General features: G+C 62.4%; 17 protein-coding genes. 13 read left to right on the forward strand and 4 right to left on the reverse strand.

Annotation, left to right across the window (positions count from 1 at the left end; genetic code table 11):
• The first annotated feature begins 105 nt into the window (after positions 1–105).
• Entirely contained in the window at positions 106–258 is a 153-nt protein-coding gene (locus VA599_RS22965) for a hypothetical protein (protein WP_346790802.1), read from the forward strand.
• A 12-nt stretch (positions 259–270) separates the two neighbouring features.
• On the opposite strand, the gene VA599_RS22970 is transcribed toward VA599_RS22965, so the two are convergent.
• Positions 271–699 (reverse strand): DUF1801 domain-containing protein, encoded by a 429-nt coding sequence (locus VA599_RS22970; RefSeq protein WP_346790804.1) that lies wholly within the window; start codon positions 697–699, stop codon positions 271–273.
• Between the two features lie 25 nt (positions 700–724).
• Between VA599_RS22970 and VA599_RS22975 the strand changes: the two genes are divergently transcribed.
• The gene (locus tag VA599_RS22975; protein ID WP_346790806.1) at positions 725–883 is read left to right on the forward strand and encodes a hypothetical protein; all 159 of its coding nucleotides are present in this window, start codon (positions 725–727) and stop codon (positions 881–883) included.
• Here VA599_RS22975 and VA599_RS22980 read toward each other — a convergent pair.
• The gene (locus VA599_RS22980) at positions 874–1,905 is read right to left on the reverse strand and encodes a patatin-like phospholipase family protein (RefSeq protein ID WP_346790808.1); all 1,032 of its coding nucleotides are present in this window, start codon (positions 1,903–1,905) and stop codon (positions 874–876) included. The genes VA599_RS22975 and VA599_RS22980 overlap by 10 nt on opposite strands.
• A 276-nt stretch (positions 1,906–2,181) precedes the next feature.
• Between VA599_RS22980 and VA599_RS22985 the strand changes: the two genes are divergently transcribed.
• The 6 genes from VA599_RS22985 to VA599_RS23010 are packed head-to-tail and all read left to right on the forward strand — an operon-like array spanning position 2,182 to position 8,120.
• Complete coding sequence (locus VA599_RS22985) at positions 2,182–2,670, forward strand: MarR family winged helix-turn-helix transcriptional regulator (RefSeq protein ID WP_346790809.1); 489 nt, start codon at positions 2,182–2,184, stop codon at positions 2,668–2,670.
• Positions 2,651–4,681: an FUSC family protein gene (locus VA599_RS22990; protein ID WP_346790811.1), complete on the forward strand. Its 2,031-nt coding sequence runs from the start codon at positions 2,651–2,653 to the stop codon at positions 4,679–4,681. The genes VA599_RS22985 and VA599_RS22990 overlap by 20 nt, the downstream gene beginning before the upstream one ends.
• Positions 4,678–4,878 (forward strand): DUF1656 domain-containing protein, encoded by a 201-nt coding sequence (locus VA599_RS22995; protein ID WP_346790813.1) that lies wholly within the window; start codon positions 4,678–4,680, stop codon positions 4,876–4,878. Before VA599_RS22990 ends, VA599_RS22995 begins: the two co-directional genes overlap by 4 nt.
• 4 nt (positions 4,879–4,882) lie before the next feature.
• On the forward strand, positions 4,883–5,758 hold the full coding sequence (locus VA599_RS23000; RefSeq protein ID WP_346790814.1) for an efflux RND transporter periplasmic adaptor subunit: 876 nt from the start codon (positions 4,883–4,885) through the stop codon (positions 5,756–5,758).
• Positions 5,755–7,176: an efflux transporter outer membrane subunit gene (locus VA599_RS23005; RefSeq protein WP_346790816.1), complete on the forward strand. Its 1,422-nt coding sequence runs from the start codon at positions 5,755–5,757 to the stop codon at positions 7,174–7,176. Before VA599_RS23000 ends, VA599_RS23005 begins: the two co-directional genes overlap by 4 nt.
• Positions 7,173–8,120, forward strand: coding sequence for an alpha/beta hydrolase (locus VA599_RS23010; protein ID WP_346790817.1), 948 nt, complete (start codon positions 7,173–7,175; stop codon positions 8,118–8,120). Before VA599_RS23005 ends, VA599_RS23010 begins: the two co-directional genes overlap by 4 nt.
• Here VA599_RS23010 and VA599_RS23015 read toward each other — a convergent pair.
• Positions 8,117–8,479 (reverse strand): YkgJ family cysteine cluster protein, encoded by a 363-nt coding sequence (locus VA599_RS23015; RefSeq protein ID WP_346790819.1) that lies wholly within the window; start codon positions 8,477–8,479, stop codon positions 8,117–8,119. The two genes, VA599_RS23010 and VA599_RS23015, sit on opposite strands and share 4 nt — an antisense overlap.
• 212 nt (positions 8,480–8,691) lie before the next feature.
• Entirely contained in the window at positions 8,692–9,939 is a 1,248-nt protein-coding gene (locus VA599_RS23020; RefSeq protein ID WP_346790820.1) for a TIGR03862 family flavoprotein, read from the reverse strand.
• A gap of 238 nt (positions 9,940–10,177) precedes the next feature.
• On the opposite strand from VA599_RS23020, the gene VA599_RS23025 reads away from it, so the two are divergent.
• The 5 genes from VA599_RS23025 (at position 10,178) to VA599_RS23045 (ending at position 13,677) form a co-directional block, all read left to right on the forward strand.
• A complete protein-coding gene (locus VA599_RS23025) occupies positions 10,178–10,804 on the forward strand; it encodes a hypothetical protein (RefSeq protein ID WP_346790822.1) in 627 nt (208 codons plus the stop codon).
• Positions 10,767–12,428 (forward strand): recombinase family protein, encoded by a 1,662-nt coding sequence (locus VA599_RS23030; protein ID WP_346790823.1) that lies wholly within the window; start codon positions 10,767–10,769, stop codon positions 12,426–12,428. The genes VA599_RS23025 and VA599_RS23030 overlap by 38 nt, the downstream gene beginning before the upstream one ends.
• Positions 12,429–12,520: 92 nt before the next feature.
• Complete coding sequence (locus VA599_RS23035; protein WP_346790824.1) at positions 12,521–12,808, forward strand: hypothetical protein; 288 nt, start codon at positions 12,521–12,523, stop codon at positions 12,806–12,808.
• Positions 12,809–12,868: 60 nt separating this feature from the next.
• Entirely contained in the window at positions 12,869–13,273 is a 405-nt protein-coding gene (locus tag VA599_RS23040; RefSeq protein WP_346790826.1) for a hypothetical protein, read from the forward strand.
• Between the two features lie 95 nt (positions 13,274–13,368).
• Complete coding sequence (locus VA599_RS23045; RefSeq protein ID WP_346790827.1) at positions 13,369–13,677, forward strand: H-NS histone family protein; 309 nt, start codon at positions 13,369–13,371, stop codon at positions 13,675–13,677.
• Positions 13,678–14,056: the final 379 nt, after the last annotated feature.

Below are 14,056 nucleotides of genomic sequence, written 5' to 3' on the forward strand. Positions count from 1 at the left end.
AAACGCGGCCTCGCCGCCGGGCTCCGCCTCCTCGCCCGGAGCCGGCGGAATGCACTCCCGCAAGTCGCCGCTCAGGCCTTCATCTTCATCGGCTGCGCGGCGCTGATGCCCTACCTGACCTCGGCGCTGGCCCCACATAATCAGAGGCATTGCCACCAGCGGCTGCGCAGCGAACTGCCGGATTGCGCGGTGATCAGCGTCTCCCACCGGCCCGAAGTGGACGCTTACCATGATCGGGCCTGGCGGATAGATGGATGAACCAGCGCGCCGTCAGCCCGAACTGCGCTTGGTCTTTCCCGATTTGGATTTCGCCGCGGAAAGATTGAGCGCGACCGCGGCGAGGATCAGCGCCTTGAACGCATCCGCGTCTATCGCGTCCCCTTCGCGGATATCGATGGCGCGCCTGGCGTTGCCGTCCAGGCTGGCGTTGAAAAGCCTGGACGGATCGTCAAGCGAAGCGCCTTTGAGAAAGGTCAGCTTGACCACCGACTGGTAGGATTCGCCGGTGCAGATGATTCCGGCATGCGCCCAAACCGGCGTACCCATCCACTTCCATTCCTCGACGACATCCGGGTCCGCCTCCCGGATAAGCTGGCGCATCCGGCTTAAAACCGCTCCGCGCCAGCCGCCGAGCTCCGCGATTCTTTCATCTATCCGTCGGGACGCCGGCAGGGCCTCGGTTGAAACCGCTTTCTGCATTGCTTCCTCCGCTCAAGAGAACGCCATGGCTCCATGGATCGGGCCCGGCCTGCCGCTTCGCTTGTCCATGGCAGGCGGCGCCTTTGAATTCTGGACACGGGCTGCCGACAATGCCATCGACATCTCCCGCCGAATTGACCGCGCAGCCGCGGATATCGCGCACGCCGGCGAGAGTCAGGGCTGAAGAAACAGGTTGTTGATGTCCACGCTGGCGCTGCGGCCTACTTTGCCGCCATGTTCCGCCATCCAGGCCTGCGCCGCCTGGCGCCCTTCGTCCCGCAGCCAGGCCAGGAACGGGCCATAAGTCAGCGCCCGGCTGGACGAGTCGAGTTCGGCCAGCAAATCATGAGCCTCCACCAAATGGAAGCGCGTGGCCAGCAGATGGCGCTCCAGACGGCCGCGCAGATAAGCAGACGCATCCGCCATTTCCCGCAGCAAGGCGAACAGACGCATTTCGCGCAGGAAGGCGCTGTTGAAACCCAGCTGCATCGCCCGACGCTGGATCTCGTCGGCGGTGCGCGGGGTATCTCCATGGATCATCGGCGACAACAACACCAGCAGGATGTCGTCGCTGCGGCAAAACTTGAATAGCGGAAAGATCGCCGGATTGGCGGCAAAGCCGCCATCCCAGTACGGTTCGCCTTCTATCATCACCGCCTGCTGCAACGATGGCAGACAGGCCGAGGCCAGCAAGGCGTCCGCGGACAGGTCGGCATTGCGGAACAGCTTCAACCGTCCGCTGTTGGCGTGCGTGGCCGCCACGAACAGCTGCACCGGCGAAGCCTGCCGGATGCGCTCGAAATCGAACAGCGAAACGATGATGTCCCGCAGCGGGTTGTAATCCAGCGGATTGAGCTGGTACGGAGAGAACCATTGGGACAGCTGCAACACCATTTTCAGGCTGGGGGACACGGTGGAATCCATGCTGAACGGCAGGGGCCGGGCCATTTCTCCCGGCAAGCTCTCACCCACCCTGCGCCAAAACGACGCCAGCGCCTCCCGAGCGGCGTCCGGCCCGCCAAGGCACAAGCCATGCGCGACAGCCACCGCGTTCATCGCGCCGGCGCTGGTGCCGCTCAAACCGTCGAAACGATAGCGCCCCGCCTCCAGCAGCGCGTCCAGCACACCCCAGGTGAACGCTCCATGCGCGCCGCCGCCCTGAAGCGCCAAACTCAGCGACGGCTTGCCTTCCATACGCCGGAACATAGCCGCTCCAATTATGTTGCACCGCACAAATATGGCACGGCGGCTTGTCATTAACAAGTTGCGTTTGCATGACTGCGGTGTGCCGCGCTTGCCATTCGGCCTATCAATCGGCGGACCCGGCCATCCGCGCAAGCGCGTGGCCAGCTTCCCCTGCCTTTTCCTGGCAAGCGCTTTCCCGCTCCGTCAAATTAGTTAGTTTGCTAATTAATAAAATAGTCGCTACAATCCATTTACATCACGACCATCCCCATCCGGCCTTCCGGCCGGCAAATATCTATGGAAGACATCGATCTGTTACGCCTGAGGCTGACCAGCAGCCTGCGCCCGATGGGCGTGCTGTGGCGGCATATCGCGCAGGAAGCGCTGACGGTTCACGGCATCTCGGTATCCGGCGGCTCCGCGCTGCTGTTCATCGGACGGCTGGGCGAAGGCGTCAGCCACAGCGCGCTGGCCGAGGAGCTGGGCATGGAGCCCGCCTCCCTTGTTCGCATCGTAGACCAGTTGAGCCAGGCCGGCCTGCTGCGGCGGGAACAGGGCCTGCATGATCGCCGGGTGAAAACGCTGTGGTTCACCGACGCCGGCCGCGAAGTCACCCGCAAGATAGAGACCGAGCTGGTGGCGCTGCGCTCCCGCGTGCTGGCGCCGCTCAGCCAGACCGATCTGGAAACCGCGCTGCGGGTGTTCCATGTGCTGGAGCAGGCGGCGCAAACCCGGCCGCCCAACGACCCCATGCTGGACAAACGCCATGATCGCGCTACCCGCTAAACGCGACTGGCTGTTCTCGGCCCGCACCTTCGCCGCCGCGATGCTGGCGCTGTACATCGCGCTGGCGCTGGGCCTGCCCCGGCCAAGTTGGGCGATGGGCACCGTCTACATCGTGTCCCACCCGCTGATCGGCGCCACCCGCTCCAAGGCGGTGTACCGCGTGTTCGGCACCTTGCTCGGCGCGGCCGCCGCGGTATGCGTGGTGCCGCCGCTGGCCAACCAACCGGTGCTGCTGAGCCTGGTGGTGGCGCTGTGGTCCGGCGCCCTGCTCTACCTGTCCATGCTGGACCACACGCCCCGCCACTACCTGCTGCGGCTGCCGGCCTACACCATGCCGCTGATCGCGCTGTCGGCGGTGTACGCGCCGGAGAACGTGTTCGACATCGCCGTCGCCCGCAGCGAGGAAATCGTCCTCGGCATCGTCTGCGCCAGCGTGGCGGCGGCGCTGGTGCTGCCCACCCGCGTGTCAGCGGTGCTGAGCCCGCGCGTGGATGGCTGGCTCAAGGACGCCGCCGCCTGGGCGACCGACACCCTGGGCAGCCATCCCCAGCCGCCGTCGGCGGGCCGCAACCGTCTCGCTGCCGACCTGCTGGCCTTCGACCAACTGCTCACCCACCTCTCCTATGACGCCACCAGCCGCAACGCCGAGCGCACCGCGGGCGAGCTGCGCGCGCGGATGAGCATGCTGCCGCCGCTGCTGTCCTCGCTTTCCGAGTTGCTGGCGGTACTGCGCAAGACGCCTGGCGGCACATCCGCGGACTTGCTCCAGTTGATGGAAGACACCTCAAATTGGCTAAGCTACCCGGCCGACAACCCTTGGTTTCTGAGCCAGGCGCGCGCGCTGCGCCGCCAGCTGGACGCGCCGCCGCCGGACAGCGGCTGGCCGTCGCTGCTGGAGGGCACGGTGCGGATGCGGCTGAAATCGCTGGTCAATCTGTGGCAGGACTGCCTGACGCTGCGCGCGCTGATCTCGCGCGGGCTGCCGCTGTGGGACTGGAAACCCGCCTACCGCCGCTGGGAAGTGGGCGTGAAGGCCCGCCACTACGATTACGGCCTGCTCGGCTTCGCCGCCGGCACCGCCGCGCTGGGCATCTTCCTGGGCTGCCTGGCCTGGATCGCGCTGGGTTGGCAGGACGGCGCCAACGCGGTGATCCTGGGCACGGTGGCCTGCTGCCTGTTCGGCTCGATGGACGAGCCCGCGCCGATGCTGCGCACGTTGTTCATCGTCAACACCATCTGCACCATGCTGGCCGGCCTGCTGCTGTTCGCCGTGCTGCCGGCGGTGCACGAATTCGAGATGCTGGCGCTGTGCCTGGCTCCCCCCTTCATTCTGGGCGGCGCACTGATGAACCAGCCGCGCTTCGGCCCGGTGGCGATGCTGCTGGTAGTGTTCACCGCCAATTTGATCGGCCTGCAGCAAAGCTATAACGCCGACTTCCAGTCTTTCCTCAACAGCAATCTGGCCGGCGCGGCCGGCATCTTGTTCGCGCTGGTCTGGACGCTGACCACCCGTCCCTTCGGCGCCGAGCTGACGCTGCGCCGCCTGATCCGCTCCAACTGGCGCGACCTGGCGCATAACGCCGCCGGCCGCCACGGCGGCGACTACGCGCGGCTGACGGCGCTGATGCTGGACCGCCTGTCGCTGCTGGCGCCGCGGCTGGCCGCCGACGGCGCCGATCCCTCCGCCGGCTTCCGCGAGCTGCGGGTGGGCTTCAGCGCGCTGGACCTGCAACGCGACGAGCATCGCCTGGCCGGCGCCGCCCGCCAGGCGGTGGACGCGGCGCTGCAAGGCGTCAGCGAGCACTTCCGCGCCTGCGCCGACGCCGACCGCTACCTCGACGCGCCCGTCGCCTTGCTGGGCCGGCTGGATGCGGCCATCGCGCTGACCTTGGCCGATGCCGCGCCGGCCGCCCGCGAGGCGCGCAACGCGCTGGTGGAGATGCGCGTGTCGCTATTCCCCGATGCCGAAGGCTGCCGGCCGGCGTCGCCCATTCCAGGAGTCCGGCCATGATAGGCGAAGTCAATTTCTACGGGGTCTACTTCCCCAGCCTGCTGGTGATGATGCTGATCGCCTTCCCCGCCAGCAGCCTGCTGCGCCGCGCGCTGGCCCGACTGGGCCTGTACCGCGTGGTATGGCACCGCTCTCTCTTCAATTTCGCGCTTTACGTGATCGTGCTGGGCGGCACGATCGCGCTGTTTCACAGGTGACATCATGAACAACCGCATTCGCAAAGCCGGGTCCGTGCTGCTGACCCTGGCCACCGTCGCCATCGCCATCGTGGTGATGCGGCATATCTGGATCTACTACACCGACGCGCCGTGGACGCGCGACGGCCATATCGCCGCCGACGTGGTGCAGGTGGCCCCGGACGTGTCCGGGCTGATCACCGAAGTGAAAGTCTCGGACAACCAGCTGGTCAAGAAAGGCCAGGTACTGTTCGTGGTGGACCGCGCGCATTACGAACTGGCGCTGCGCCAGGCCGAAGCCGCCCTCGCCGCGCAGCGCGCCACCCTGGCGCAGGCCCGCCGCGAGGCCGCGCGCAACCACTCGCTGACCGACCTGGTGGCCGCCGAAGCCCGCGAGGAAGGCGACGCCAAGGTGCAGTTGGGCGAAGCCACGCTGGCCGCCGCCGAGGCCGCCGCCGGCCTGGCTCGGCTGAATCTGGAGCGCACCGTGGTGAAAAGCCCGGTGGACGGCTATCTGAACGACCGCACGCCGCGCGCCGGCGATTACGCCGCCAGCGGCCGCGCGGCGCTGTCCATCGTCGACTCCCGCTCCTTTCACGTCGACGGTTACTTCGAGGAGACCAAGCTGGGCGGCGTGGAGCTCAACCAGCCGGTGGACATCCAGATCATGGGCGAGTCGCGCAAGCTGCGCGGCCACGTGCAGAGCATCGCCGCCGGCATCGAAAACCGCGACCGCAGCAACGGCGCCTCGCTGCTGCCCAACGTCAACCCCACCTTCAACTGGGTGCGGCTGGCTCAGCGCATCCCGGTGCGCATCGCGCTGGACGAAGTGCCGGCCAATTTCCGCCTGATCGCCGGCCGCACCGCCACCGTGTCGGTGCGCCAGGGAGGCCGCTCATGAAAGCCGCGCTGAAGCTGAGCGCGCTGGCTTTGGCCTGCGCGCTGGCCGGCTGCGCCGCCGTCGGCCCGGACTACCATCTGCCGCCGCAGGCCGCGCTGGGCAAGCCCGCCGCCAATGCCGCCTTCCTGTCCGCGCGCAATCCGGCCTTCGTCCAGCAGCCAGTCCCCGCCGGCTGGTGGCGGCTGTACGACGACGCCAGGCTGGATAAATTAGTGGAAGAGGCGCTGGCCGCCAACGCCGACCTGCGCGCCGCCGCGGCCAATCTGCGCAAGGCGCTGGCGATAGAAGCCTCGGTCAACGCCGAGCGCGATCCGCACGCCAGCGCATCGGCCACCGCCCAGCGCAGCCAGGATTCCGGCGAAGCCTATTTGATCGAGAAAAAACTGCCGGTGGCCAATGTCGGCGATGCCGGGCTGAAGATAGGCTACGAGATCGACCTGTTCGGCAAGCTGGCCCGCGCCGAGGAAGCCGCCCGCGCCGGCACCCAGGCCACCGAGGCGGCCGTGGACCTCGCTCAGACGACGGTGGCCGCGGAAACCGTGCGCGCCTATGTGCAAGGCTGCGCGGCCGGATACCAGTTTGCGGTGGCCAAGCATGAGCTAGAGCTGCAGAACCGCGGCGTGGCGGTGGCCAAGCGGATGCAGACCGCCGGCCGCGGCCGGGCCACCGACGTGGAGCGGGCTCTGGCCCAGGCCGATATCCAGCGCGCCGCCCTGCCCCGGCTGCAGGCGGAACAAGACGCGGCCCGCTTCCGCCTGGCGGCGCTGCTGGGCAAGGCCCCGGCCGAGCTGCCCGCCGTCGCCTGCTCGGCCTTGCCTCAGCTGAAGCGGCCGCTGCCGGTCGGCGACGGCGCGGCGCTGTTGAAACGCCGGCCGGACGTGCGCGAGGCCGAACGCAAGCTCGCCACCGCCACCGCCCGCATCGGCGTGGCCACCGCCCAGCTCTACCCCAGCATCAGCCTGGGCGCGTCGGCCGGCTTCACCGGCCTGCTGGAGCACGTGGGCGAAGACCGCACCCAGCACTGGAGCCTGGGGCCGCTGATCAGCTGGACCATCCCGGACAGCGGCGCCCGCGCCCGGGTGAAGGCGGCCGAGGCCGATACCGACGCGGCGCTCGCCCATTTCGACGGCGTGGTGCTGAACGCACTGCGCGAGACGGAAACCGCGCTGACTTTCTACGCCAAGGATCTGGAGCGCAACGCCGACCTGCGCTCGGCGCGCGACAACGCCCGTGCTGCGGCGCATGACAACCGCCGCCTGTACACGGCCGGACGCGCGCCCTATCTGGCCAGCCTGGATGCCGACCGCGCGCTGGCCGGCAACGAATCGGCGCTGGCCGCGTCGGACGCGCAACTGGCGCTGGATCAGGTCAACCTGTTCCTGACGCTGGGCGGCGGCTGGGAGCAGACGCCGCGTTGAATCCCGCAATCGAGCAGAACGACAATATGAAACAGGAAGTGATTTTTCTCAGCGAAGACCTGGAGCTGGTCGGCCATCTGTATCGTCCCGCCGACTACCAGCCGGAACGGCGCTACCCGGCCATCGTAGTCAGCCACCCGTTCACCGGCGTCAAGGAACAGGTGGCCGGGCGCTACGCCGAGCGGCTGGCGCAGGACGGCTATCTCGCGCTGGCGTTCGACACCGCCTATCAGGGCGAGAGCGAAGGCCTGCCGCGCCACCTGGAAACGCCCCATTCGCGCGCGGAAGGGATCAAATCGGCGGTCAGCTATCTGTCCAACCTGCCCGATGTCGATCCCGAGCACATCGGCGCGCTGGGCATCGCCGCCGGCGGCGGCTACGCGGTGTTCACCGCCCGCACCGACCCGCGCATCAAGGCCGTGGCCACCGTAAACGCCGTCTGCTTGGGCGGCCTGCTGCGCGACGGCTTGAACGGCAGCCGCTCGCCCGAACAGCTGCAGGGCCTGCTCGCCGCCGCGGCCGAAGACCGTACCGCCCAGGACCGGGGCGAAGCCGCCGCCACCCGCAGCGCGCTGGCGGAAACCGCCCAGGCTGCGGCCGAGCAGCCGCAGCGGCTGTTGCGCGAAGCGTACGACTACTACCGCACGCCGCGCGGCCGCCATCCCAATGCGGAAAACCGTTTCGTTGTATCGGGCCTGGACGCGCTGGCTGGTTTCGACGCCTTCTCCCGCATCGACATGCTCGCCCCGCGGCCGCTGCTGATGATAGCCGGCGCTGACGCCGACACCCGCTACTTCAGCGAACAGGCCATCGCCTCCGCCGCGGAACCGAAAGAGCTGTGCCTGATCGCCTGGGCCTCGCACTTCGACCTGTACGACCGCGAACCGTGCGTGGCGGCCGCCACGGCCAAGCTGAAAGCCTTTTTCGACCGGAACCTGCCCTAGCCGGCCAGCAGCGGCTCCGGCTCATTGGCCGCCGCCGGCGCTTCCCACAGCGCCGGCAGGCCGTGGATAGCGCGCGCCCTCACGCACTGCGCCGAGCCCGCCTCCACCTCGCGGCAGGGGCTGGGCCGCAGCGGATAGACGCCGCAGCCGACGCTGTCGCCCACCTCGCCGCGCAAGGCGACGCAGCGCGGGCTGGCGGACCAGGTGCCGCGCATGCAGCGGGTCCAGTCGTTGAGTTTTTCGGTGAGATGGCCGGGAACCAGGCCGCCGCCGTCATCGGCCTCGGCCCAGTAGAAAGAAACGCGAAAGCTGGCGCAGCACGCGCCGCAGGATTGGCAGGGATTGCTTTTTTCACTCATGGCAAGCAAGCAAAACAGGTTGCGGATCGCGCCCGGAATGGGCGAATAAGAGTGGCTAACAAAACCCCGCAAAGCACCTGAGCCAAGGCGCGCCGACGCAGACAGTACAAGTAGTACGGCAAGGAGGCGCAACGCAGGATCAGGGATTTTGCTAGCCGTTAAAAATGCTATCCGGGTATTCTGTCAGGCCTGCCTGCCTTGCTCAAGTAAAACTATTTTGATCCCGCCTGTTCCAGCCAGCCGGCGATGCCCTGTCCGGCCGCGCGGCCGCTGGCGAAGCAGGCGGTCAGCAGGTAGCCGCCGGTAGGCGCTTCCCAATCCAGCATCTCGCCGGCGCAGAACACGCCGGGCAGCGCGGCCAGCATCTGCCTCTCGTCCAGCGCGGAGAAGCTGACGCCGCCGGCGGTGCTGATCGCCTCGTCAATGGGCCGCGCCGCGGTCACGGTCACGGGCAAGCGCTTGATCGCTGCGGCCAGCAGCACCGGGTTCTGAAAGCTGTCCTTGTCCAGGCATTCGCGCAGGATGCCGGCGCGCGCGCCCTTCAGGTTCAGCCGGCTCTGCAGATGGCTGGACAGCGAGCGCGAGCCGCGCGGATGCGACACCTCCGCCAGCACCTTGGCCTCGTCCCAGGCAGGGATCAGGTCCAGATGGCAGGTGGCGGAGCCAGCGCGGGCGATCTCGTCGCGCAGCAGCGCCGAGCAGGCGTAGACCAGGCTGCCTTCTATGCCGCTCTTGGTGATCACGCATTCGCCGACGCGTTTGAATTCGCGGCCGTCGCCGCCCTGGAAAGCCAGGCCGATGGACTTCAGCGGCTCGCCGGCGAACTTGTCGGCGAAGAAATCGCTCCACTCGGCGTCGAAGCCGCAATTGGACGGCGCCAGCGGCGCGGTGGCCACGCCCTTTTCCGCCAGCCACGGCATCCAGCGGCCATCCGAACCCAGCTTCTTCCAGCTGCCGCCGCCCAGCGCCAGCAGCGTCGCGTCTGCGCGCACAACCAGTTCGCCGTCCGGAGTGTCGAACTTCAGGCTGCCATCGGCGTTCCAGCCCTGCCAGCGGTGGCGCACATGGATGCGCGCGCCGGCCTCCCGCAGCCGGCTGAGCCAGGCGCGCAGCAGCGGCGCTGCCTTCATTTCCTTGGGAAACACCCGGCCGGAGCTGCCGACGAAGGTTTCCACCCCCAAGCCATGCACCCAGGCGCGCAGCGCGTCGGCGTCGAAATCCTTCAGCAGCGGCGCGATCTGCTCCGCGCGGTCGCCGTAACGGCCGACAAAGGCCGGATAGGCTTCGGAATGGGTGATGTTGAGGCCGCCGATGCCGGCCAGCAGGAATTTGCGGCCCACCGACGGCATCGCGTCGTACACGTCCACCGCATAGCCGCGCGCCGTCAGCACCTCCGCCGCCATCAGGCCCGCCGGGCCGCCGCCTATGATGGCGACGCCGCGCCTTGTGCTGTCATTCATGCCCATTCCTTGTATTCCTGTCCCGTTTTCACCATAGCCGTGGCGGCAAGGGCGCGATTGTTGCAGAAATCGGCCGCCAACCCAAGCGCAAGCGTTTTCCTGGCAATGTTTGATCCAGACCAGAAGTCCGGTTCCCGTTCTCCATCAGAATCCATACGGCATAGCCGGGACTGTCCGCAATCCGGCCGACAATAACGACGCCACACACAGGAGACGGGGCCCACCACCCCGAAACGCGATGAGAAAATTTTCCGATTGGCCGATCTGGCTGCGCCTCACCGGCGCGATCTGGACCTGTCTGGTGCTGGCCTGGGGCGGGCTGATCGCTTGGGAGACCCAGGCCAGCCGCGAGATCGCCGTGGAGCAGGCCAAGGACCTGGCCCACAGCATGAACGAAATGACCCTGGCCGGCCTGACCGGCATGATGATCACCGGCACCGTCGGCCAGCGCGACGTGTTTCTGGACCAGATCCGCGAGCTGTCGGCAGTGCGCGACCTGCGCGTGATACGCGGCGACGCGGTCAGCAAGCAGTTCGGCCCCGGCAGCGCCGGCGACAAAGCCCGGCCGGGCGACGAAACCGAGCGCGCCGCGCTGCGCGACGGCAAGCCGCACATCCAGATAGAGTCCACCCCGCAGCTGGGCGAGCACCTGCGCGTGGTCTACCCGGCGCTGGCTTCCGCCAACTACCTGGGCAAGAACTGCCTGGCCTGCCACCAGGTGGCGGACAAGACGCCGCTGGGCGTAGTCAGCATGCGCATCTCGCTGGAAAAGCCTAGCGATGCTATAGGTGCACGCAACATCATTGCCTATAGTAGAATATCGCACAATGAAAAATTCAAAAGTTTACAGTTACTTAAGATTTAGTGACCCTCGCCAAGCCGCTGGCTCCTCCGCAGATAGACAAATCCAATATGCCATTCGATGGGCCTCAGAACACGGCCTAGCCCTTGATGATGCGCTGACCCTCCGAGACGAAGGACTGAGTGCCTATCACCAGCGACACGTCAAACAAGGCGCTTTAGGTGCATTCCTTGAAGCAATCAGCGCAGGTCGTATCAGCCCTGGATCAGTCCTTATTGTTGAAGGCTTAGACCGCCTAAGCCGCGCAGAGCCAATTCTTGCCCAAGCCCAGCTAGCTCAAATTATCAATGCCGGCATTACAGTTGTTACCGCAAGCGATGGAAAAGAATACAATCGTGAGCGAATCAAAAACAACCCAATGGATTTGGTATATAGCCTACTTATTATGATTCGTGCGCATGAAGAGAGCGACACAAAATCAAAAAGAATCAAAGCAGCTGTTAAAAGACAAGCCGAAGCCTGGATTGCTGGAACCTTTTGCGGACGCATAGTCAACGGACGAGACCCCCAATGGCTCGATTGGAATGGTGAAAAATGGATTCCAATTCCAGAGCGAGTAGAAGCCTTCAAAATCGCTTTCCGTATGTATAAAGATGGATATGGGGCAAAGCCTATTTTCCAGCACTTATTCGCCCTTGGTTTAACAATGACCAATCAAGGGCTCCCTAACCATGCCAACTTTTATAGAACACTCCGTAATCCAGCACTATACGGCACAAGAGTATTAGAAGTTGGCGATGAGAAATTTGAGCTTAAGAATTACTACCCTGCAATCATTACTGAAGAAGAATACAACTCCCTTCAAAATGTTGCTGGCGGGAGATTCAAATACTCACAAAATGGCGGAATAGTCGGTGTTGTATCAGGGCTTGGAATTTTGAGATGTGGATATTGTGGAGCCGCCGCCGTAGTAAAAAATTATTTAAATAGAAAAAGGGAATTAAATGGCAATATAAAAGATAGCCATCGACGTTTAATGTGCCTTGGCGCGGTAACGACAGGAATCCACAGCTGCCCAATGCCTGCTACATCTTCAGTCGCCCCGGTAGAAAATGCAATAATGGAATATTGTAGCGATCAATTTAATTTATCATCGCTACAAAATGGCGAAGATCAGACACTCTCCATTCGCGCTCAACTCAATACTAAGAGGGCTGATCTAGCCAGCATTGAGAATAAAATTAAAAAAATTACCGATGCAATAATTGAAAGTGAGATTGATGCTCCAAAATTTCTCATTAAGAAAGTAAGTGAGCTAGAAAATCTGCATGAACTTGCCAAAGGCCAAATAGAAAATTTAGAGTACGAGCTAGTTCAAATCAGTCAAAATCTAGTAGCGCCAACTCTAGCTGAAAATTGGGCAGAACTTACCGATGGCGTTAAAAATCTTGACAACGACTCTAGAATTGCAGCAAGAAAACTGATTGCTGATACATTTGAAAAAATAATCGTATACACCAATAGCATTACCCCTCCGATACGCACCAAAAAGGCAAGAAAGTTTTCGACAATTGACCTAGTACTTATCCCGAAAAGAGGAACCGCACGAACACTGCGGATAAATCGCCTAAATGGGAAATGGGTAACAGGTGAAGACATAATTACAAGGCAAAAACCTTTACAATGAAGCTCATTTAAATTAATATTCGTCTCAACGGTGGCACGCAGAAAGTCACTCGTTTTCGAGGGGGCTAGCCGTTGCCACCTTAGACGAACGCAATGAAACTTTCCCAGCTGGCAACCATCCGAACTAATTTTCCTGAAGCACATTTCTGGATTATTAGACGGAGTTCAGCAGAGCATGTTGGCAAACCAATTCGAGAATTCAATCCTGAGCATATCGGAATTCGGATTACTGCATTAAACTTGCTTCTCCCTGATTACCTTTATTATGTAATGGTTCACATGCACCATATCGAATATTGGAAAACACTAACAACAGGGACGCTGAACTTGGTTAACATTCGGGTTTCTGACGTTCGCAATATCGAGCTGTCACCGACGTAAGCCCCAAAGTCCCAAGCCGCAAGGCTTGGGACTTGCTTCTTAGTCATGAGAGATAAGGCTATGAAAATCCCATTGCCTAGCATTGCCGACCAGCAGCAATTTATTAATGAACAGGCCACCCGCCAGGCCATCGCAACTCTTGAGGAAAACCTGAAAGCACCAAAGCTACCGCCTCAAGATGAAATTGACGAGAATCAGTATAGTCGCGCTCACCTACTCCGCGAAGGAGAAGGATGGGAACAGCCACACCCTGACATTGTTTGCGCCTACTTCCGCCACTTCCAAAAGCATTTCCCACAATTCAACTCAGACAACAGTCTAGCAGCGCTATTAGGCACCCACGGCCACCGCGTCCGGGAGTTCAAGCAAGGAAAGAAAATGTCTTATGGTATTTGGCGAAAATTCTTAGTCATAACAGGCCGTGCTCCACAAGAGGTATTAAAAGTGCTTGCTCGAATGAATTAATAACTTCCATTTATTAATATCATACTTGACTTATCCGATTTCAATTAGCTATATTACGCTCTGTAATTATCAAACCAATAATCAAGGAACATGTCATGGATTTGTCCAAGCTGGAATTTACTGCACTAATTGCCCTGAAAGCTGATATTGAAAGTGAAATCAAGCACCGCGAAGTTGAAGAGAAGTTCAAGGCAAAAAAACAAATTATCGAACTTGCCCGCGCTCACGGCTTGAGCGTGGAAGATGTGTTGAGCGGCAAAACCGCCACTGCTCGCAAGCCTGTTGAAGTCAAGTACCGCCATCCTGACGATAGCAATCTGTCTTGGACTGGCCGTGGCCGCAAGCCGGCTTGGGTACAAGCATGGATCGACAGCGGCAAGACATTGGAAGCATTGACCATCTAACCCGGTCCTAAAAAAGCGCCTCACGGCGCTTTTTTTATTACTACCTCTCAGTCAAACCTTAATTGCCATCAGTAGAATATACTTCACCAAACTATCTACACTGCAGCCGTTTCAACCAGCCTCAGCATGCCATATAACTCAACCTGTCCAAAAGGACAGTAATCCTTATTCACTCCCTTATCTGTAAAAGGGTTATCCTGCAGTCTTCCCATTCTGTTACAGCCAGATAAGCGCCCTACGCTCAGAGGCGCACGCATGGAAGAACCATGGACATTACAGCCCTGCTCGCCTCCTTCGCCTCAGCCTTCTCCCAAGCCAACCGCCATATCACCCTTGCCATCGCCAGCGACGCCGCCGGCCCGGAACAGCTGCTGCCGCA

This window comes from Chromobacterium indicum, assembly GCF_039708975.1.
Taxonomy (GTDB): domain Bacteria; phylum Pseudomonadota; class Gammaproteobacteria; order Burkholderiales; family Chromobacteriaceae; genus Chromobacterium; species Chromobacterium piscinae.

Bases quoted from the DNA above. Each gene is read 5' to 3' on its own strand.
- VA599_RS22995 (WP_346790813.1), top strand. From the start codon at position 4,678: ATGATAGGCGAAGTCAATTTCTACGGGGTCTACTTCCCCAGCCTGCTG.
- VA599_RS23020 (WP_346790820.1), bottom strand. From the start codon at position 9,939: ATGAATGACAGCACAAGGCGCGGCGTCGCCATCATAGGCGGCGGCCCG.
- VA599_RS22990 (WP_346790811.1), top strand. From the start codon at position 2,651: ATGATCGCGCTACCCGCTAAACGCGACTGGCTGTTCTCGGCCCGCACC.
- VA599_RS23045 (WP_346790827.1), top strand. From the start codon at position 13,369: ATGGATTTGTCCAAGCTGGAATTTACTGCACTAATTGCCCTGAAAGCT.
- VA599_RS22985 (WP_346790809.1), top strand. From the start codon at position 2,182: ATGGAAGACATCGATCTGTTACGCCTGAGGCTGACCAGCAGCCTGCGC.
- VA599_RS23000 (WP_346790814.1), top strand. From the start codon at position 4,883: ATGAACAACCGCATTCGCAAAGCCGGGTCCGTGCTGCTGACCCTGGCC.
- VA599_RS23025 (WP_346790822.1), top strand. From the start codon at position 10,178: ATGAGAAAATTTTCCGATTGGCCGATCTGGCTGCGCCTCACCGGCGCG.
- VA599_RS23040 (WP_346790826.1), top strand. From the start codon at position 12,869: ATGAAAATCCCATTGCCTAGCATTGCCGACCAGCAGCAATTTATTAAT.
- VA599_RS23005 (WP_346790816.1), top strand. From the start codon at position 5,755: ATGAAAGCCGCGCTGAAGCTGAGCGCGCTGGCTTTGGCCTGCGCGCTG.
- VA599_RS22975 (WP_346790806.1), top strand. From the start codon at position 725: ATGGCTCCATGGATCGGGCCCGGCCTGCCGCTTCGCTTGTCCATGGCA.
- VA599_RS23035 (WP_346790824.1), top strand. From the start codon at position 12,521: ATGAAACTTTCCCAGCTGGCAACCATCCGAACTAATTTTCCTGAAGCA.
- VA599_RS22970 (WP_346790804.1), bottom strand. From the start codon at position 699: ATGCAGAAAGCGGTTTCAACCGAGGCCCTGCCGGCGTCCCGACGGATA.
- VA599_RS23015 (WP_346790819.1), bottom strand. From the start codon at position 8,479: ATGAGTGAAAAAAGCAATCCCTGCCAATCCTGCGGCGCGTGCTGCGCC.
- VA599_RS23030 (WP_346790823.1), top strand. From the start codon at position 10,767: ATGAAAAATTCAAAAGTTTACAGTTACTTAAGATTTAGTGACCCTCGC.
- VA599_RS22980 (WP_346790808.1), bottom strand. From the start codon at position 1,905: ATGTTCCGGCGTATGGAAGGCAAGCCGTCGCTGAGTTTGGCGCTTCAG.
- VA599_RS22965 (WP_346790802.1), top strand. From the start codon at position 106: ATGCCCTACCTGACCTCGGCGCTGGCCCCACATAATCAGAGGCATTGC.